The 19,373-nt window shown below is 54.5% G+C and carries 14 protein-coding genes; 9 read left to right on the top strand and 5 right to left on the bottom strand.

Annotation, left to right across the window (positions count from 1 at the left end):
- Positions 1 to 393 precede the first annotated feature (393 nt).
- Positions 394 to 933, top strand: coding sequence for a glycine zipper 2TM domain-containing protein (locus tag Dpoa2040_RS09125; protein ID WP_042871164.1), 540 nt, complete (start codon positions 394 to 396; stop codon positions 931 to 933).
- Between the two features lie 71 nt (positions 934 to 1,004).
- Here Dpoa2040_RS09125 and Dpoa2040_RS09120 read toward each other — a convergent pair whose 3' ends face one another.
- The gene (locus Dpoa2040_RS09120; protein ID WP_042871162.1) at positions 1,005 to 2,078 is read right to left on the bottom strand and encodes a LacI family DNA-binding transcriptional regulator; all 1,074 of its coding nucleotides are present in this window, start codon (positions 2,076 to 2,078) and stop codon (positions 1,005 to 1,007) included.
- A gap of 303 nt (positions 2,079 to 2,381) precedes the next feature.
- Between Dpoa2040_RS09120 and Dpoa2040_RS09115 the strand changes: the two genes are divergently transcribed.
- From Dpoa2040_RS09115 to Dpoa2040_RS09105, 3 genes are all read left to right on the top strand, one after another.
- Complete coding sequence (locus Dpoa2040_RS09115) at positions 2,382 to 3,680, top strand: MFS transporter (protein WP_168641055.1); 1,299 nt, start codon at positions 2,382 to 2,384, stop codon at positions 3,678 to 3,680.
- Between the two features lie 28 nt (positions 3,681 to 3,708).
- Positions 3,709 to 6,108: a TIM-barrel domain-containing protein gene (locus Dpoa2040_RS09110; protein ID WP_042871158.1), complete on the top strand. Its 2,400-nt coding sequence runs from the start codon at positions 3,709 to 3,711 to the stop codon at positions 6,106 to 6,108.
- A 188-nt stretch (positions 6,109 to 6,296) separates the two neighbouring features.
- On the top strand, positions 6,297 to 7,112 hold the full coding sequence (locus Dpoa2040_RS09105; RefSeq protein WP_168641054.1) for an arylamine N-acetyltransferase: 816 nt from the start codon (positions 6,297 to 6,299) through the stop codon (positions 7,110 to 7,112).
- 24 nt (positions 7,113 to 7,136) lie between these two features.
- Here the strand turns inward: Dpoa2040_RS09105 and yegD are convergent, their stop codons facing one another.
- The 3 genes from yegD to mfd form a co-directional block, all read right to left on the bottom strand.
- Complete coding sequence (yegD, locus tag Dpoa2040_RS09100; RefSeq protein ID WP_168641053.1) at positions 7,137 to 8,486, bottom strand: molecular chaperone; 1,350 nt, start codon at positions 8,484 to 8,486, stop codon at positions 7,137 to 7,139.
- Positions 8,487 to 8,607: 121 nt separating this feature from the next.
- Positions 8,608 to 10,113: an EAL domain-containing protein gene (locus tag Dpoa2040_RS09095; protein WP_042871152.1), complete on the bottom strand. Its 1,506-nt coding sequence runs from the start codon at positions 10,111 to 10,113 to the stop codon at positions 8,608 to 8,610.
- 297 nt (positions 10,114 to 10,410) lie between these two features.
- Positions 10,411 to 13,863 (bottom strand): transcription-repair coupling factor, encoded by a 3,453-nt coding sequence (gene mfd, locus Dpoa2040_RS09090; RefSeq protein ID WP_210423888.1) that lies wholly within the window; start codon positions 13,861 to 13,863, stop codon positions 10,411 to 10,413.
- Between the two features lie 128 nt (positions 13,864 to 13,991).
- On the opposite strand from mfd, the gene lolC reads away from it, so the two are divergent.
- The 5 genes from lolC (at position 13,992) to cobB (ending at position 19,060) form a co-directional block, all read left to right on the top strand.
- On the top strand, positions 13,992 to 15,197 hold the full coding sequence (gene lolC, locus Dpoa2040_RS09085) for a lipoprotein-releasing ABC transporter permease subunit LolC (RefSeq protein ID WP_042871149.1): 1,206 nt from the start codon (positions 13,992 to 13,994) through the stop codon (positions 15,195 to 15,197).
- Positions 15,190 to 15,897 carry a lipoprotein-releasing ABC transporter ATP-binding protein LolD gene (gene lolD / locus Dpoa2040_RS09080; RefSeq protein ID WP_042871146.1) on the top strand — a complete coding sequence of 236 codons (708 nt, stop codon included), beginning with the start codon at positions 15,190 to 15,192 and terminating at the stop codon, positions 15,895 to 15,897. Before lolC ends, lolD begins: the two co-directional genes overlap by 8 nt.
- The gene (gene lolE / locus Dpoa2040_RS09075) at positions 15,894 to 17,141 is read left to right on the top strand and encodes a lipoprotein-releasing ABC transporter permease subunit LolE (protein ID WP_168641052.1); all 1,248 of its coding nucleotides are present in this window, start codon (positions 15,894 to 15,896) and stop codon (positions 17,139 to 17,141) included. The genes lolD and lolE overlap by 4 nt, the downstream gene beginning before the upstream one ends.
- A gap of 63 nt (positions 17,142 to 17,204) precedes the next feature.
- Positions 17,205 to 18,131 carry an N-acetylglucosamine kinase gene (nagK, locus tag Dpoa2040_RS09070; RefSeq protein WP_168641051.1) on the top strand — a complete coding sequence of 309 codons (927 nt, stop codon included), beginning with the start codon at positions 17,205 to 17,207 and terminating at the stop codon, positions 18,129 to 18,131.
- A gap of 98 nt (positions 18,132 to 18,229) precedes the next feature.
- On the top strand, positions 18,230 to 19,060 hold the full coding sequence (cobB, locus tag Dpoa2040_RS09065) for a Sir2 family NAD+-dependent deacetylase (protein WP_042871141.1): 831 nt from the start codon (positions 18,230 to 18,232) through the stop codon (positions 19,058 to 19,060).
- On the opposite strand, the gene Dpoa2040_RS09060 is transcribed toward cobB, so the two are convergent.
- The gene (locus Dpoa2040_RS09060) at positions 19,052 to 19,306 is read right to left on the bottom strand and encodes a hypothetical protein (RefSeq protein WP_168641050.1); all 255 of its coding nucleotides are present in this window, start codon (positions 19,304 to 19,306) and stop codon (positions 19,052 to 19,054) included. The two genes, cobB and Dpoa2040_RS09060, sit on opposite strands and share 9 nt — an antisense overlap.
- Positions 19,307 to 19,373: the final 67 nt, after the last annotated feature.

Genomic DNA, 19,373 nt, shown 5'->3' with positions numbered 1-19,373 from the left:
ATTCATAACAATTACCAGCCATAACAATGACTGGTTATGGTAATTACCATTCATGATAATTATTTTTCATGGTAAGTGACTATCATGTAAATTGCCTGATATTTTCACATATCTAAGAATAAAATATTTACATAAAGGAAACTAAAGGTAAGAAAAATCTCAAATGTAACATTTATGTTATCTGTATAACCTTTTTGAGGTAGTAATCCGATTGAGAGCGTCGGGGGGATTAGGCAGACTTTAACTCACACAGACGGCGCAGCGCGTACGCCGTGTCCCGAAAGGCCGAAAAATTAGGGCTTCGGGTAAGCTATCAGCCCATCAGGAGCAATTTAAGGCTTCGATGCTGGGCGCGATGGAAGATGCGTGGTTATCTATATCAGGAGGTTTCCTGTGAACAAGTCAATGTTAGCAGGTATGAGTATCGGTATAGCCGCAGCTCTGGGCGTGGCAGCCGTCGCCAGTCTGGATGTTTTTGCGTCCAGACCACAGTTTGCACAGGTGCTGACGGCAACCCCCATCAAAGAAACCGTAAAAACACCGCGTCAGGAATGCCGCAATATCGTTGTGACACGTCGTCAGCCCGTGCAAGATGAAAACCGTATTGCCGGGTCGCTGTTGGGCATGGTCGCTGGCGGTGTACTGGGGCACCAGTTTGGTGGTGGCCGAGGCCGTGACGTAGCAACAGTGGCTGGTGCGCTGGCCGGTGGCTATGCGGGCAATCAGGTGCAGGGGAAAATGCAAGACAGTGATGTCGCGGCGTCCACACAGCAGCGTTGCCAGACGGTGTATGACAAGACGCAGAGAGTGCTGGGCTATGATGTCACGTATAAAATCGGCAATCAGGAAGGCAAAATCCGGATGGATCGTGACCCAGGTACGCGCATCCCGCTTGATCGTAATGGTCAACTGATTATTAATCAGTCCAGTTGATGCGTGGAGTCGTCAGGCCCGCAAAGTCATACTGCTGACTGCGGGCCTGACGTTGATGCTTTCAGCCTGACTCAGGCATCATACAAATCGGTATCCTGTACCAGCGAATGGCGTTGGCTGGGTCGGATACGTTTTACGGAATCTCTTAGCGCCAGCGTGCCATTCAGCAGAATATTGCCGATCCCTCTCCCCGGTTGCATCAACTGCAGTTGTAATAATCTGACGGCTTCTCGCCCCAGCTCTTCTCGTGGGATCAGCACTGAGGTCAGCGGAATATCGTGTACCGCCGCCAGATTGGCACCATCCATACTCATCACTGAGATATCCTGCGGTACGCGCAGTTTTGCTTTATGCAGCGCATTGACGGCACCGACAGCCATAAAGTCACCGCCCGCCAGTATGGCGGTTGGGTACTGCTCGTGTGGGCAGGTAGCCAGAAAATCGGTGACCGCCTGTTCCGTTTCCGCACTACCAAAGCCACGGGGCGTCAACAAGTGAAACTCATCGATAAAGGGCAGATTGTGCTGTTGATAAGCATCGCGGATTCCCGCCAGTCGCCACTCCATGGTGTAGCGGCGCAGGCACAATAGCGTCAGGATATGGCGATGTCCCTGTTCAATCAGATAGTTGGCGGCAAATTCACCGATGAGTTGGTGCGCAGGCGATACGCCAGATAATTTCATTTTGTGGTCGAGACAGTTGACTAACACGCAGGGTTTGTTCAATTCAGCCGCCAGTGCGTGGATGTACGGGTCATCAATGCCGAGCAAAATGGCGCCTTCGGTTTCCGGCGATGACATTTTCTCCAGAAACAGTGACGCATCGCTGTCATTTTCCGCCAGTCCGCAGTAACGCAGGCGGACATCGTGTGAGTCCAGTGAATCGAGAATTCCCTGAAGCACCTTGTGATAAAAAATGTCTGCCCGGCTATTAAACGCGCGCTCCGGCGCGAACACCGTCAGGCTATTGAGTAATAAACGGCCAGTCGCCAGATGATCCATCACGCCGCATTGCCTTGCCGCCGTCAGAATGCGCATCCGTGCCGCGTCACTGGTATTGGATTTGCCTGCCAGTACCCGCGAAACGGTACTGACGGAAAAACCGGTTTGCAGGGCGATATCGCGGATCCTGAGGTTTTTTTTCATTCTGTGATCCTGTTCAATTTGAGGGGTGAAAAAATTTTCATAACCCAAAAATGAAGAAAGTTAGCCATAACGATAAGCAAAAAAAGCAGGTTTTGACGCTATCATGAAAATAGTTGCAAAAAAGTGAGTATCTCCGGCTTTTTTATTTTTTTACGCTGAATCGGTCCTGATTCTTCTGGCGGCATACGCTGGGAGAGATTGGGTTTTACAGGCATAAAATTTTATAAAAAATCTGAATATTAGAACATCAGGATGGTGCGTACTGAAAGGTATGCCACTGTATTCTGCCGTAAGGAGATCACCATGAGTCTCGACGTTAATTCCTCACCTGTCATCAATGAAAAAAGAAAATTTAAACAATTGCGCTGGTGGGTACTGGCGTTATTTCTGTTTGGCGTCACCGTTAATTACATTACCCGCAACTCGCTGGGTATTTTGGCACCTGAATTAAAAACGGTGTTGAATATTACCACCGAGCAATACTCCTGGATTGTCGGGGCGTTCCAATTGGCCTATACGATATTTCAGCCGCTGTGCGGATGGTTAATTGACGTTATTGGGTTAAAGCTGGGATTTATGATTTGCGCAGTAATCTGGGCGCTGATGTGTTTGTTACATGCTGGAGCCGGCAGTTGGGTTCAGCTTGCCGTTTTGCGCTTCATGATGGGGGGCGCTGAAGCAGCCGCCACGCCGGCTAACGCCAAAACGCTTGGCGAGTGGTTTCCTCGTCAGGAGCGGCCTATTGCTGCGGGTTGGGCAGGCGTTGGATTTTCCATCGGTGCGATGCTGGCCCCGCCTATCATTGTGGCGGCGCACTCCCTGCTCGGCTGGCAAGGGGCATTCATTTTTGCCGGGGTACTGGCAATGTTATGGGTTGTACTGTGGTGGCTGTTTTACCATAACCCGGAAAATCACCCGAACCTGAGTAAGGCAGAACTGGCGTTTATTCGTCAGGACAATGAGCCGGCTCCGGTGAAACAACCGTTTTTTAAGGCCATGAAAACGGTGATGAAAGACCGTCGTTTCTACGGCATTGCGATTCCGGCATTTATGGCGGAACCGGCCTGGGCCGTGCTGAGCTTCTGGGTGCCGCTGTATCTGGCCAAAGAGCGTGGCATGGATTTGAAACAAATCGCCATGTTTGCCTGGCTTCCTTTTCTTGCCGCTGACTTCGGCAGTATCGCCAGCGGTTACCTGACCCGGCTTTACGCCCGGCTGTTTGGTTGTTCACGTATCAATTCGGTGGTAGGCAGTTCGGTGACCGGTGCGTTTTTGATGCTGTCGCTGGCGTTGGTCAGCATCACTCAGAACCCGTATCTGGCGATTATCCTGATTTCTATTGGCGGATTCGGTCATCAAATTATTTCCTGTATGTTGAGCGCCGTGGTGGTGGATTCGTTTGATAAAGGCCAGATGGCGACGGTCAACGGGATGCGTGGAGCCAGTGCGTGGATCGCCAGCTTCCTGTTCTCGTTGGTGATTGGTGTTACCGCTGACAAGGTGGGGTTCAACCCGCTGTTTGTGGCGATGGGCTTTTTTGATTTATTTGGCGCGCTGTTCCTGATTGCGTTCATCGCGGAACGTCGTCAGCGTGCACACTGACAGAATTTCTGAATAGACGAGTGATGTTATGAAGACATTGAAACAATGGGTATTGCACCATCAGGCCGAGGACCGGGTTGAACTGCTGGTGGATGGCAAGCATCGCTTTATGTTGTACGTACTGGCACCGGGATTGATGCGGGTGCTGATTAAACAACATAACCAACTGCGGCTAAACCGTACCTGGAGCATTGCGCCGCAGCAGGATGTGGATGTGCCATGGCAAGGCCGTGAGCGGGAGAGCAGTGACGGTTTCGCGTTGCCGGGGTATACGTTGGGCTGGCAAGGCGATGCCTTGCAGATAAGCACCGCACAGTTACGGGTCACCGTTCACCAGCCGCTGTGGCTGTCATGGGAATACTGCGATGCGCACGGACAGTGGCAACCGCTGGCGTCTGATCGGCCAACCGGCGCCTATCTGCTCAATAGCCACGGCGATGGCGTGGCGCATTACCAGCGTCGCACCCCGCAGGAGCGTTGCTACGGGCTGGGAGAAAAGGCGGGAGAGTTAAACCGCGCCGGTCGTCGTTTTGAATTCCGTAATCTGGATGCCATGGGCTATAACGCCCACAGCACCGACCCGCTGTATAAGCACCTGCCGTTCACGATTGTTAGTCAGCCGGGCAGTGCTAATCAACCGGGCGCCAGTTATGGTGTGTTTTATGACAACCTCAGCTCCACCTGGCTGGATTTGGGCAACGAACTGGATAATTACCACCTGGCTTACCGGCGCTATCAGGCCGAAGCCGGGGATTTGGATTACTATTTTCTGCTCGGTCCGGCGATTGTCGATGTGACCAAGGCATTTGTCCGGCTCACCGGCAAAACCTGCTTCGGCCCTAAATGGAGCCTCGGTTATAGCGGCTCTACCATGCATTACACCGACGCGCCGGATGCTCAGCGGCAGTTGCTCACTTTCATTGAGTTGTGCCGCCAGCATACGATTCCGTGCGATTCATTCCAGCTCTCGTCGGGCTATACCTCGATTGGCAACAAACGTTACGTGTTCAACTGGAACTACGAAAAAGTGCCGCAACCTGAGCAGATGACCCAGGCATTCCATGATGCGGGTTTGCATCTGGCGGCCAATATCAAACCCTGCTTGTTACAGGATCATCCCCGTTATCAGGAAGTGGCAACCAAAGGGTTGTTTGTGCGCGATTCGGAATCGGATAACCCGGAGCGCTCCAGTTTCTGGGATGACGAAGGTTCTCATCTGGATTTCACCAACCCGGATACCGTCGCTTGGTGGCAGGAAAACGTTACCCGGCAACTACTGGAAAAAGGCATCGACTCTACCTGGAACGATAACAACGAATTCGAGATTTGGGATGGCGAAGCGCGTTGTCACGGATTTGGTCAGCCGATTGCCATCAAGCATATCCGCCCGTTGATGCCGTTGTTGATGATGCGCGCCTCGATGGAAGCACAGCAGCGTTTTGCGCCTGAACTGCGCCCCTATCTGATTTCACGTTCCGGCAGCGCCGGGATGCAGCGCTATGTGCAGACCTGGAGCGGCGACAACCGCACCAACTGGCAGACGTTGCGTTATAACACCCGAATGGGAGTCGGCATGAGTTTGTCGGGCCTGTATAACGTGGGCCATGACGTAGGCGGTTTCGCTGGCAACAAGCCTGATGCCGAATTGTTTGTGCGTTGGGTACAAAACGGTGTGATGCACCCGCGCTTTACCATCCATTCGTGGAATGACGACGCTACCGTCAACGAACCCTGGATGTACCCGGCGGTAACGCCGATTATCCGTGATGCCATTCAGCTGCGTTATCGGTTATTGCCGTATCTGTACACCTTGCTCTGGCAGGCCCATGCCGATGACGAGCCGATGTTGCGCCCGACCTTTTTAGATCACGAAAATGACCCGCGTACCTTCGAGGAAACGGATGACTTCATGTTCGGCAGGGACCTGTTGGTGGCGAGCGTCGTGGAAGCGGGGCAACGTCAGCGTGAGGTCTATCTGCCGGATAATGGCGACGGCTGGTATGATTTTTATCGCGGCGACTGGTTCAGCGGCGGTCAAACGGTGACGCTGGATGCGCCGCTGGAACGCTTGCCGCTGCTGGTTAGAGCCGGGGCGATGCTGCCGTTATCGGCGCGTACCGATTTTGTCAGTTCAACGCGTGACGACCAGCGCACCTTGATGCTGTTCCCGCAGACAGGCAACGGCAGCCAGCAAGGGCTGTTGTTTGAGGATGACGGCGAAACGCATCGCTGGCGTGATGGACAGGCGTTGTGGCTACGTTGGGAAGTGTGTTGCAGCGCCGAACGTATTGACGTCACCTTCCGCCCGGAAGGAACCTTTACTCCGGCGTGGCAGCAAGTAACCATACAGTTACCACCCAATGAGCGGCGAGCGCTCTATATTAACGGTGAACGCACCACGCAATACCTGTTGCCTGTCAGTCGCTAATCAGGCAGGCGGCGCATTTGTCGGCTATATCTCCATCGACAGGTGCGCCGCTCCGTGACGGTTATCGCCTTATTTGCCAATTGAAGGCGACGTTACGTTTATCAATAAGTAGTGAAGAGGTATTATCGAAAGTACATTGCCAATGATGCCTGTTGGGATAGGCTTTTGTTCAGGCACCGGGAAGACATATGCTGGATCATTCAGAAGTTCAACGCTATTTGCAGCGCATTGGCGTCAGTTCACTGCCTGCTGAACCGGCTTCACAGCTACACCTGCTCCATCTTGCCCACCTGAGGCATATTCCGTTTGAAAATCTGGATGTGGTGTTTGGAAAACCGATACACCTCAATCAATCCGCTATCTATCGCAAAATCATTGATGAACGGCGTGGCGGATTCTGTTACGAGCTCAACTACGGGTTTTATTTATTGTTGCAGGCATTGGGGTTTGAGGTACAACTGCTGGCAGGTCAGGTGTGGAACGATGACGGTCATTATGGGCAGCCGTTTGATCATTTGTTTCTGAAGGTTGACTTGCCGCGCTCGGCAGTGATTGCCGATATCAGTTTCGGAGACTCGTTCTGCGTTCCGGTGCCGCTATCGGGTGTGGTATCCCGCGAAGTGCTCGCCAGCTATCGGGTGGTGACGGTGGAAGAGGGCTATCAACTGCAGCAACAGCTTTCCGGCAAGGCGTGGAAGCCGCAGTACAAGTTTACGTTGCAACCCCGTCAACTGGCGGAGTATACCGATATGGCGCACTACCATCAGACCTCGCCGTTATCGCCTTTCACCACGAAGTCGCTTTGTACCCGTGTGACCTCGCAGGGAAGGGTGACGTTATCAGACAATCGCCTGATCGTGACCTTACATGGGCAGAAACGCGAGCAGATTATCGGCAGCCATCGTGAGTATCTGGATTGCCTGCAACAACAATTCGGTATTGTGCTGACGGACGATTACGACAGCCAGCACTGGTTTGAACGCCTCACCACCGCGGTTTCCTGAGGCGTTGGTATGGCGGCATATCGCCTAGCGGAATAGCGTCTCGGCCCAGCGAGCCAGCCCCGCGGTGACGGAACCGAAGTCGTCGCCGCTTGCGATCGGCACGTCGGGCAGACAGCGGCTGATGGCTGCCCGTAGCAAAGGTGAACGGGCGCTGCCGCCAGTCAGATAAATGACGTCCGGCTGCGTCTGGCTGCTTTGCTGAGCCAGAATCAACTGCTGCTTAATGTGTTCCAGCGGCTGGACAATGGCCTCTTCCAGTTGACTCTCGCTGATATCGGTTTCCAGTCCAGGGGTGATAAACGGCAGGCTGGCCCGTGAGGTTTCTGCCTGCGATAAGGCGATTTTCTGTTCTTCTGCCAGCCGCACCAGGCGGTAGCTGAGCTTTTGACGCCATACCGTCAGCAGGCGCTTCACCCGTTCAGGTTCGCGTGCATCGCGGATCAAATCGCGCAACAGTCTGCCGCAGGCATTGCTGTAGAACTCCGCCTGTGCGGGTACGTCGTTAATAGCAACCGCATTCCACCAGGGCAATACCGGCAGCGCAGTGCCTTTTTCGGTAAGACCGTTCATCCCCAATAGTGGGCAGAATCGCCTGAACGCCAGCATAATATCCAGATCGTTGCCGCCTACCCGACAACCACTGTGGCCCAGCAGGCTTTCCGCACGCTCGCGGCGCGTACGCCAGTCGGGACCCATCAACAGCATTGAGCAGTCGGTGGTGCCGCCGCCGATATCGACCACCAGAACCCGTTTTTCCTGTTGCAGCGTAGCTTCGAAATCAAGGCCGGCAGCGACCGGCTCAAACTGGAACGCCACCTGCCGGAACCCGGCGCGTTGTGCGGCGCGTTCCAGAATTCCCTGAGCCTGGCGGTTGGCGTCTTCGCCGCCTATCCCCTGAAAGTTGATTGGCCGCCCGATCACCGCCTGTTCAATCGGCTGGTCGAGTTGTTGCTCGGCCTGCTGGCGAATATGCAGCATCATGGCGCAGACCAAATCTTCAAACAGCGCTATCTGCTGTGGTTTTAGTCCGGTAGCGCCGAGAAATGACTTGGGTGATTTCACGAACCAGATGTCTTGCGGGTCATCCATGTAGTGCGCCAGCGCCGACAGCCCGAACCTGATGCTATCTGGCTGAACCCGAATATCTTCTTCACGGTTGTGGTTGATGGCGCGTTGTAGTTGTTGGGCATTTTCTCCCTCTGCAACGACCTGATGATGCCGCCACAGCCATTCGCTGACGGCTTCGCGGCTGGGCGCGCACAACATTGATTGCAAGTAAGGTGTGTGTTGCTCCAGTGGCAACAAACGTGGTGTTCCTTGTTCCATGACGGCCAACGAGCAGTTGGCCGTACCGTAGTCAAAGCCGACAAACATGATTGTTATCCCCATGCCAGTAGAGAAGGGGCGGGAATTTACCGTTTGCTTTGGTGCTTGTAAAGAGCGCTAACGGATAAAAATCGCGTGTCGTTAAGGCATTAACGCACTACCGCCTGACTCAGCGTTTACTGAGCCAGGTTTGCGCCAGTTCATCAAACGGCAGTGGCCGGGAGAAGAAATACCCCTGCATAAAATTAATCTGTTTACGCGATAAAAATTCGGCCTGATATTCGGTTTCCACCCCTTCGGCGATGGTCATCAGGTTCATTTGTTGCGCCAGAGCGATAACGCAGTTCACCAGTGTGCTGGATTGCGGATCGTTTTCATCGATCATGCTGACGAACGACTGGTCTATCTTGAGGACATTCACGTGCAGTTTTCTCAGATAATCAAAATTGGAATAACCGGTACCGAAATCATCCAGCGCGATAAGCACCCCTGCGTCGCTGAGTTTTTTGAAGCGGGCGACGATTTCCGGCGTAATCTCGACTTTTTCCCGCTCAGTAATCTCAATCATCAAATGCACGTTTTTATCGCCAAAGGCGGAGATGAAATTCTGGCAGTCGGTAATAAAGTCGTCTGACTGACAGTGTTGGGCGCTGATATTGAGGGCAATGTGCAAATTGTCCGGCAGGGTGTTCAGATGCGGCGTTAAATCACGCACCACGCTGCTCATTAGTGAGCGAGTCATCGGGATAATTAGCCCACTTTGCTCACACAACGGAATAAAAATATCGGGGGAAATAAAACCACTTTCTGGATGGTGCCAGCGCGCCAGCACTTCTACGCCATAGATTTCCCGTGATTCAGTAGAAATGACGGGCTGGTAATAGGGCTGCACTTCCTGATTTTCGATGGCGCGCCGAATGCCGTCATAAGGCGAATTAAGATGTGTTGAATATTTATAAGCCAGGAAGCCAGAACCGAGGGCAACAAGGAAAACCACCAACAACGTCATTTTTTCCTGTTCCCAAAAGTCGGCAAAAGAATATTTTTCGTCGCGAGGAAACAGGATGCAAAAATGGTAATGGCTGGAAGGGATAATAACGAAATTACGTAAATCTTCAGAATTAAATCTCGACACCTTATTATCACGGGATATCCAGGTATTGCCGACGGCCAAATAAAGATTTCGCCGTTTACTGAGCAGGTCTAAAACATTAGTGAAATGCTGACCATGTACCGCGACACCAACACTGCCGTCTGCCGTATTGCCGAGATACATCATTAGAGTTTTGTCCGGGGTGACGGGATTGCCGGCTAATAACGCCAGTTGCCGCATATGAAAGCGTTCCAGCGCGGCAGGACGGTTATCTACACCATACAGCGATGAGCAGTACACCACGTCATTTTTGAGCAGACTGACGGTACGCAAATGGGTTTCAATGGCCGCCGTCATATTCAACTGACGGATCACGTCAGGCGTACAGGGTTGTGTCAGCAGCGGTTTACTGTGTTCCACCGCTTCTCTGGCTTCATCGAGGATCTCTTCAATATTTTTGACCGCCCGTTGCGCATTGTCATAAGCGCGCTGATTATCAGTACGATAGTCCTGATAATAAATAGCCCATAAACCCATGGCGAACATCGCTAAAAAGGTCAAGAAAGCGATTAGTTTATTCATTTGTGATGGCCCTTGGATGACCTTATTAGTTTTTCTATACCTGTGGTGCTTCAGGTTCCAGGCGTGTTGGTTTTATTACCCGGCTTATTCATGGGACTTGCTCTTTGGGAGCAACGACAGGCAACGCTCAACACAACATCCGGCAGTGTTATCGTCGCCCCCAGTCACTTGATTTGACTCAGTTCCTGGGGAGTGACGTAATGGTTGCCTTTCTGCAACTTAAATTATCCCGGATATATATCGGCTATTATTCTTTTGATTTTAGTCGGACCATCATAATTTAGATAAGAAAAATAATCAGGTGGCGCACGTATGTTGTGCCATCTCCTCCAATAGGTCGGTAATAAACGTTAGCCGCTGCGGGTATCCACCCAGATCTTTGATGAATTTCAACCGGGTGGGACCATCGAGCCGATAAACCTTAGGCTCGCGCTGCAACAGGCCGATCAGGTGCGTTGGGTCTACACGATTGCGCTCACTGAACTCGACGAATCCGCCTTTGTCATTGCCTTCGATACGCTTGATGCCCAGCGTCTGCGCTTGCTGGCGTAGCGCGGCTACCTGTAGCAGATGACGGACGGCATCCGGCAACGTGCCGAAACGGTCGATTAACTCTGCTTTCAGGTCATCCAGCTCGTTGCCGTCTTTAGCGCTGGCGATACGCTTATAAAACGATAAGCGGGTGTTGACGTCTGGGATGAAATCGTCCGGCAACAGCGCCGGCAGGCGGAGTTCCACATCGGTCTGACTGCTGAGCAGGTCTTCCAGCGACGGTTCCCGCCCGGCCTTAAGCGATTCTACCGCGCTTTCCAGCAAGTCCATGTACAGCGAAAAACCCACGCTCTCCATCTGGCCGCTCTGGTCTTCGCCCAACAATTCGCCTGCGCCACGAATTTCCAAATCGTGGGTGGCGAGCGCGAAACCCGCGCCCAGATCTTCCAGCGAGGCGATGGCTTCCAGCCGCTTGTGGGCATCACTGCTCATCGCTTTGGGATTCGGGGTAAGCAGGTAAGCGTAAGCCTGATGATGAGAACGTCCGACACGGCCACGCAACTGATGCAGTTGTGCCAGGCCGAAATGGTCGGCGCGTTCAATGATAATGGTATTGGCGCTTGGAATATCGATTCCCGTTTCGATGATGGTGGTACACACCAGCACATTGAAACGTTGGTGATGGAAATCGTTCATGACTCGTTCCAGGTCACGCTCGCGCATCTGGCCGTGGCCGATGGCGATGCGGGCTTCCGGCACCAGTTCGCTGAGTCGTTGGGCGGCTTTTTCAATATTCTCTACGTCGTTGTAGAGGTAGTAGACCTGCCCACCACGCAGGATTTCACGCAGGATGGCTTCACGCACCACCAGACTATCGTACTCGCGTACAAAGGTTTTCACCGCCAGACGGCGCGCCGGCGGCGTGGCGATGATCGACAAATCGCGGATGCCGCTCATCGCCATGTTCAGGGTACGCGGAATCGGTGTCGCGGTGAGCGTCAGAATATCCACATTGGCACGCATCGCCTTGATACGTTCTTTGTGACGCACGCCGAAGCGGTGCTCTTCATCAACGATAAGCAAGCCCAAATCTCGCCAGCGCACATCGCTTTGCAGTAATTTGTGCGTCCCGATCAGGATATCCACTTTGCCTTCCTGGGTTTGCTCCAGCACCTGGGTCTGTTCTTTCTGGCTGCGAAAGCGAGAGAGCATTTCAATGCGTACCGGCCAGTTGGCAAAACGGTCACGGAAATTGTCGAAATGCTGCTGCGCCAGCAGCGTGGTCGGCACCAGCACCGCCACCTGCTTATGGTTTTCCACCGCCAGAAACGCGGCGCGCATCGCCACTTCGGTTTTGCCGAAGCCGACATCGCCGCATACCAGCCGGTCCATCGCCAGCGGGCGGCACATGTCGCTTAGCACTGCATTGATGGCTTGCGCCTGATCCGGCGTGGTATCAAACGGGAAGCCCTGACAGAACAACTGGTATTGTTCCCGGTCATGTTTAAACGCGAAGCCGGTGTGAGCAGCGCGTTGGGCATAGACATCCAACAGTTCGGCGGCCACGTCACGCACTTTTTCCGCCGCTTTCTGGCGTGCTCGCGTCCAGGTGTCCCCGCCCAGTTTGTGCAGAGGTGCGCTTTCTTCCGCGCCACCGGCGTAGCGGCTGATCAAGTGCAACGAGGAGACCGGTACGTACAGTTTGTCTTCACCGGCGTAATGCAGAATCAGGTATTCCGCTTTGATGCCGCCGGCTTCCAGCGTGGTCAATCCGGCGTAACGGCCAACACCGTGTTCAAGGTGCACCACCGGCTGACTTGGGCGCAATTCCGCCAGATTGCGGATCAGGGTATCGGTATTGATAGTGCGGCGATTGTCCTGACGTCGGCGGCTGACGCGCTCGCCCAGCAGGTCGCTTTCGCAGATCAGCGCGCGTTGGCGCAGGGTATCAATAAAGCCGTGCTCGCTGGCGCCTATCATCAGGTAGCAACCCGGTGACGTCATCTGTTCAACGTTGTTCACCGGCACCGGGGACAACTTGATGCGCGACAACAGTTCCTGCAATGTTTCCCGGCGGCCTTCGCTCTCTACGGAAAAGATAATCTGCCCATCAAACTGCTCTACGAAACGGCGCAGCGCATCCAACGGCGATTTACTCTGATGCTGAACCGCCAGGTCCGGCAGCGGCTGGTAGCCCAGATTGAGGTTGGCGGCCTTATCGGGCAACGTGTCGCTGCGCAGTTGTACGCGCGGCCAGTGTTTGAGTTCGGCAAACAGCGCATCAACCGGCAGCCACAATGCATCCGGCGGCAACAGCGGACGCATCGGGTCGATACGGCGGCTGTCATGGCGCTGCTGGACATCCTGCCAGAAGCGCTCAGCGCCCTGTTGAATGTCGCCCGTGTTAACCAGCAATGTATCGGACGGTAGATAGCTGAATAGCGCCGGCAACGGCTGGCTGAAAAACAGCGGCTGCCAGTACTCAATCCCGGCGGGCAGGGTGCCTTTGCTTACCTGCTGGTAGAGGTGCTCAGCATCGCGTCTGACGTCAAATTGCTCGCGCCATTGACTGCGAAACAGTTCGATGGCGTTTTTGTCAGTAGGGAATTCCCGCGCCGGCAACAGGTGAATGTGTTCGACTTCATTCAGTGTGCGCTGGGTATCGGCATTGAATAACCGCAAACTGTCGATTTCATTATCAAAGAAATCGATACGGAACGGCTCCTCGCTTCCCATCGGGAACAGGTCGAGCAGTGCGCCGCGGGTAGCAAATTCACCATGCTCCATCACCTGATCGACGCTACGGTAACCTGCCTGCTCCAGTTGGCTGCGTAATGTATCGCGCGACAGGCGCTGGCCCTTTTTCAGCATCAACGCGTGGCCATGCAGGAAGGTGTGGGGGCACACTTTCTGCATCAGGGTATTGACTGGCAGAATCAATACGCCTCGCGTCAGCGAAGGAAGCTGGTATAGGGTTGATAAACGGGTAGAGATAATTTCCTGGTGAGGAGAAAAGCTGTCGTAGGGCAGGGTTTCCCAGTCCGGCAGCATCATGACGTGTTGCCCGGTAAACTGCCGGATTTCGTCGCGCAACCGCAGGGCATTTTGCATGTCGGGGGTAATCAGTACCACCAGCCCGGCGTGGCGTTCAACGATCTCGGCGCATTCGACGGCGCAACCTGCGCCGGTAAGCTGACCAAGCAGGCGTTGTTCACCCGCTTTGCCAGGCAAGGTATAGCGATATTGTTCAGGCATCATCCGATTATCAGGTCTCGATATCCACTAAGAAAAAGTCGGGAAGAGAGGGGCTTAGGGTTCCATAAAGTAGTACTACCCTTTATTATCCTTGTTCACTTTGCTTTAGCAACCTCATCCAGACGGATTTCATGTATCAACCTGTCGCACTTTTCATTGGCCTGCGCTATATGCGAGGACGGGCCGCGGACCGCTTCGGGCGGTTTGTTTCCTGGTTGTCCGCCATTGGCATTACCCTCGGCGTGATGGCGCTGGTCACCGTGCTGTCGGTGATGAACGGTTTTGAGCGGGAACTGGAAAATAGCATTCTGGGGCTGATGCCGCAGGCGCTCATCACCACGCCGCAAGGCTCCCTTAATCCACAGATATTACCTGCTTCTTCGCTATCCAGCCTGAAAGGCGTCAGGCGTGTCGCATCGCTGACGACCGGCGATGTGGTGCTGCAAAGCGCCCGCAGTGTCGCGGTGGGCGTGATGCTCGGCGTGAATCCAGATGAACAGGAACCGCTGGCGCACTACCTGACCAATGCGACGTCATTGCAACGGTTGCAGCCGGGGCAGTATCAGGTGATTCTCGGCGAGCAACTTGCCAACCAGCTTGGCGTCAAAGCGGGTGATCAATTGCGGTTGATGGTGACCAGCGCCAGCCAGTTGACGCCGATGGGGCGTGTGCCCAGCCAGCGGTTATTTACCGTGGCTGGCACGTTTTACGCCCACAGTGAAGTGGATGGCTATCAATTGCTGGTGAACCAGCAGGATGCGTCGCGCCTGATGCGCTACCCGCTTGGTAACGTTACCGGCTGGCGGCTGTGGCTTGATCAACCGCTCACGGTGGATACGCTGAGCCAGCAGGTGTTGCCGCCGGGGACGGTGTGGAAAGACTGGCGTGAGCGCAAAGGCGAATTATTCCAGGCGGTGCGGATGGAGAAAAACATGATGGGGCTGCTGTTAAGTCTGATTGTGGCTGTCGCGGCGTTCAATATTATTACCTCACTGGGCTTGCTGGTGATGGAGAAACAGGGCGAGGTCGCCATTTTGCAGACGCAGGGGCTGACTCAGCGCCAGATCATGGCGGTATTTATTGTTCAGGGCGGTGGTGCCGGTGTGGTGGGGGCGCTGGTCGGGGCAATATTGGGTATGGTGCTGGCCAGCCAGTTGAACACCCTGATACCGATGCTTGGACTGTTGATTGACGGCGGTGCGCTGCCGGTGCAGATTCAACCGCTGCAGGTGATCGCCATTGCGCTGGTGGCCATGCTGCTGGCGCTGCTTTCCACGCTTTATCCTTCCTGGCGCGCGGCCGCCACCCATCCCGCAGAGGCTTTACGTTATGAGTAGTTCACCCTTATTACAGTGTCGTCAACTGTGTAAACGTTATCAGGAAGGCAACCTGTCGACTGATGTGCTGCGTGATGTGTCATTCGAGATGCAGAATGGCGAGATGATGGCGATTGTCGGCAGTTCCGGCTCTGGCAAAAGTACCTTGCTGCATTTGCTGGGGGGGCTGGATGCGCCGACCTCCGGTGACGTGGTGTTCAAAGGCAAGACGTTGAATCAGCTGTCGGCGGCGGCGAAAGCGGCGCTGCGTAACCGCGAACTGGGTTTCATCTATCAGTTTCATCATTTGCTGCCGGATTTCACCGCGTTGGAAAACGTGGCGATGCCGCTTCTGATCGGTAACGTGACGCCGAAAGAAGCAAAAGAAAAGGCGCAGGCGATGCTGGCCGCCGTCGGTCTGGCACAACGCAGCCAGCATCGTTCCTCGGAACTGTCCGGCGGTGAGCGCCAGCGTGTGGCAATTGCCCGTGCGCTGGTGAATAGCCCGTCGCTGGTACTGGCGGACGAACCGACCGGCAACCTTGATCAGCGTACTACCGATGCCATTTTTGAGCTGCTGGGTGAGCTGAATGTGCGTCAAGGCACGGCGTTTCTGGTGGTCACCCACGACCTGAGTCTGGCCCGCCGTCTCGGCCGACAACTGGAAATGCGTGATGGACAGTTGCAGCAGGAGTTAACCCTGATGGGGGCGTCGCAATGACCTTTCCTCCGCTTTCGCTGCTGGTTGGATTGCGTTTCAGCCGCGGGCGTCGCCGCAGCGGCATGGTGTCGTTGATTTCGGTGATTTCCACGCTCGGCATTGCGCTCGGCGTGGCGGTATTGATAGTTGGCTTAAGCGCAATGAACGGTTTCGAGCGTGAGCTTAATAACCGTATTCTGGCGGTTGTGCCGCATGGCGAGATCGAAGCGGGCGAGCAGCCATTCCGCAACTGGCGACCGCAGTTGTCGAAGATTGAACAGGTGCCCGGCGTTGCCGCCGCCGCGCCTTACGTCAGTTTTACCGGGCTGCTGGAAAACGGCGCCAGCCTGAAGGCGATTCAGTTTAAAGGGGTGGACCCGCAGCAGGAACTGAAGCTCAGCGCGTTACCGCAGTTTGTGCTGGATAATGCCTGGTCTCGTTTTCATGCCGGCGCGCAGCAGGTGATTATCGGTAAAGGTGTTGCGGATACGCTGGGTGTGAAAAGCGGTGACTGGGTCACAGTGATGATTCCCAACAGCGACCCACAGATGAAGCTGCTGCAACCGAAACGCATCCGTTTGCAGGTTGCCGGGATCTTGCAGTTGAGCGGTCAGTTGGATCATGGTCTGGCGTTGGTGCCGCTGGCCGATGCCCAGCAGTATCTGGAGTTGGGCGACGGTATTACCGGTATCGCCATCAAGGCACAGGATGTGTTTGCCGCTCAGAAGCTGGTGCATGACGCGGGTGAGGCGACCAACCTCTTTGTCTATATTCGCAGTTGGATCGGCACTTACGGCTATATGTACCGCGATATTCAGATGATCCGCACCATTATGTATCTGGCGATGGTGCTGGTGATTGGCGTGGCTTGCTTCAACATCGTTTCCACGCTGGTGATGGCGGTGAAGGACAAAAGCAGCGATATCGCCGTATTGCGCACCTTGGGCGCTGGCGATGGGTTAATCCGCGCGATTTTTGTCTGGTATGGTTTGCTGGCCGGATTGCTCGGCAGTGTGGTCGGCACGGTGGTGGGGATTGTGGTCACCCTGCAACTGACACCGATCATCCGTGGTCTTGAACGGCTTACCGGTCACCGTTTTTTGTCCGGCGATATCTATTTCATCGATTTTCTGCCGTCTGAGTTACATATGCTGGATGTGGTCATTGTGTTGGGTACCTCGCTGGTGCTGAGCCTGGTAGCCAGCTGGTATCCGGCTCGCCGTGCCAGCCGTATCGATCCGGCCCGGATATTGAGCGGCCAGTAATCTGCAACGCCATTGCGCTTGAGCAATGGCCTTGTCCTTTTCAGCCGAAGTTGGGGAGCGTCCATGTATTACGGTTTTGATATTGGAGGCACCAAGATTGAACTGGCGGTATTTGACGCCGGGTTGCAGCGCATCTGGCAAAAACGTATTCCCACTCCGCGTGATGATTATGAACATCTGCTACGTGTCTTATTGAACTTGACGCAAGAAGCCGACGCACAGATAGGTGGCCGCGGGCTGGTTGGCGTCGGCGTGCCGGGCATGGAGAACGCTGACAATGGCACCTTATTCGCTGCAAATTTGCCTGCTGCTATGGGGAAACCGCTGCGTGCCGATCTCAGCCGACTGCTGCAACGTGAAGTCCGGCTCAGTAACGATGCGAACTGTTTTGCGCTATCAGAAGCCTGGGACGACGAGTTTCGCGCTTATCCGGTGGTACTGGGGATTATTCTCGGCACCGGTATGGGCGGCGGCCTGGTGGTGAATGGTCAGGTTGTGGAGGGAAAAAACGGTATTGCCGGTGAGTTCGGTCACTTTCGCTTGCCGGTGGACGCGCTGGATATCCTCGGCGAGTCGATTCCACGCGTAAAATGCGGCTGTGGTCGCACCGGTTGTGTGGAAAACTACCTCTCTGGCCGCGGATTTGAATGGTTATACGCGCACTTTTACTCGCACCCCCTATCAGCACCGGACATTATCACGGCGTTTTACGCCGGCGAGCCACGGGCACAGGCGCATGTAGACCGTTATCTGGCATTACTGGCGGTGTGTCTGGGTAATCTGTTAACGTTGGTTGACCCGCATCTGGTGGTGTTTGGTGGTGGCTTGTCGAACGTTGACGAAATTTATCGGCAGTTGCCGCGGCGATTGCCAGAGAGCCTGTTGCCGGTAGCGCGCGTGCCGCGTATTGAAAAAGCCCGCCATGGCGATGCGGGCGGCGTGCGCGGCGCAGCATTGCTACACTTGATGAGTCAACCGATATCGCCCTGATTCCTGTGGCGTTATCATTACCCGCTGTCAGAGCGGAGATAAAGCGAACCGATAGCGTCGCGCTGGTGCGCTAAAGACAGACACTCTAAGGAGCAGACATGCACTCGCATCAACGATTACACCGTTTTCGGCAGCGAAAACGTCTGCGTCATCAGCGTTTGTGTGCCCGCATTTTTCATCGTGATTATCTGGTGGTCAAAAACGTGAATAAACCACGTGTTGTTGTACTTACCGGAGCAGGGATTTCTGCTGAGTCCGGTATTCGCACGTTCCGTGCTTCGGATGGACTGTGGGAAGAGCATCGGGTGGAGGATGTCGCCACCCCGGAAGGGTTTCATCGCGATCCGCAAACGGTTCAACATTTCTACAATCAACGCCGTCGTCAGTTGCAGCAGCCGGACATTGCGCCCAATGCCGCGCATCTGGCGCTGGCGGAACTGGAAGCGGCACTTGGCGATCATTTTCTGCTGGTCACCCAGAATATTGACAACCTGCATGAGCGTGCCGGCAGCAAACGTATCATCCATATGCACGGCGAGCTGTTGAAAGTGCGTTGCAGCCAGAGCGGACAGGTGTTTGAGTGGACGGACGATGTCTCGGCGGATGAACGTTGCCATTGTTGCCAGTTTCCGGCGCCGCTGCGTCCTCATGTGGTGTGGTTTGGCGAAATGCCGTTGGGGATGGATCGCATCTATCATGCGTTATCAGAAGCGAATCTTTTCATTGCTATCGGTACGTCGGGCCATGTTTATCCGGCAGCCGGTTTTGTTCACGAAGCGCGGGTGCATGGCGCACATACCGTGGAACTCAATCTGGAACCCAGTCAGGTTCAAAGTCAGTTCGACGAACACATTTATGGCCCTGCCAGTAAGGTCGTGGTGGAGTTCGTCCGCACCTGGCTTACGCGCCACTCGCTAGCCTCAACCTGAATCTGATGACTTGCGTGCCCAGCGTGGGCGTATGATTGCGGGCATCGGTTCTGCCACGGGCGGCTGTTCCTGCATCAGCGCATCCCGGCGGGCGCGCAGACACTCTTCGATCTGGTCGAATGGCAGGTTGGCTTCATGATTGTAGAAGCTGTATTCGCATTCGGCGCACTCGTTGGACGATTTACTATGCCAATGTTCGCCTTTTTGCCGGATGCGTTGCAGCAAGCGCAGAAGGGATGTCAGCATACAATTACCCCGCAGGATGGTTGGTGACGATTTCTTACTCAGGTCGTTGAGACGTCATTTAGATCAA

Origin of the sequence: Dickeya sp. CFBP 2040, assembly GCF_012273755.1 — a bacterium.
GTDB lineage: Bacteria > Pseudomonadota > Gammaproteobacteria > Enterobacterales > Enterobacteriaceae > Dickeya > Dickeya poaceiphila.
The sequence above is the reverse complement of the archived record's forward strand: the minus strand, read 5'-3'. Positions and strand labels throughout refer to the sequence as shown.

Coding starts and splice junctions, on each gene's coding strand:
- Dpoa2040_RS09120 (WP_042871162.1), bottom strand. CDS start 2,078: ATGAAAAAAAACCTCAGGATCCGCGATATCGCCCTGCAAACCGGTTTT.
- Dpoa2040_RS09115 (WP_168641055.1), top strand. CDS start 2,382: ATGAGTCTCGACGTTAATTCCTCACCTGTCATCAATGAAAAAAGAAAA.
- Dpoa2040_RS09110 (WP_042871158.1), top strand. CDS start 3,709: ATGAAGACATTGAAACAATGGGTATTGCACCATCAGGCCGAGGACCGG.
- Dpoa2040_RS09105 (WP_168641054.1), top strand. CDS start 6,297: ATGCTGGATCATTCAGAAGTTCAACGCTATTTGCAGCGCATTGGCGTC.
- yegD (WP_168641053.1), bottom strand. CDS start 8,486: ATGTTTGTCGGCTTTGACTACGGTACGGCCAACTGCTCGTTGGCCGTC.
- Dpoa2040_RS09095 (WP_042871152.1), bottom strand. CDS start 10,113: ATGAATAAACTAATCGCTTTCTTGACCTTTTTAGCGATGTTCGCCATG.
- mfd (WP_210423888.1), bottom strand. CDS start 13,863: ATGATGCCTGAACAATATCGCTATACCTTGCCTGGCAAAGCGGGTGAA.
- lolC (WP_042871149.1), top strand. CDS start 13,992: ATGTATCAACCTGTCGCACTTTTCATTGGCCTGCGCTATATGCGAGGA.
- lolD (WP_042871146.1), top strand. CDS start 15,190: ATGAGTAGTTCACCCTTATTACAGTGTCGTCAACTGTGTAAACGTTAT.
- lolE (WP_168641052.1), top strand. CDS start 15,894: ATGACCTTTCCTCCGCTTTCGCTGCTGGTTGGATTGCGTTTCAGCCGC.
- nagK (WP_168641051.1), top strand. CDS start 17,205: ATGTATTACGGTTTTGATATTGGAGGCACCAAGATTGAACTGGCGGTA.
- cobB (WP_042871141.1), top strand. CDS start 18,230: ATGCACTCGCATCAACGATTACACCGTTTTCGGCAGCGAAAACGTCTG.
- Dpoa2040_RS09060 (WP_168641050.1), bottom strand. CDS start 19,306: ATGCTGACATCCCTTCTGCGCTTGCTGCAACGCATCCGGCAAAAAGGC.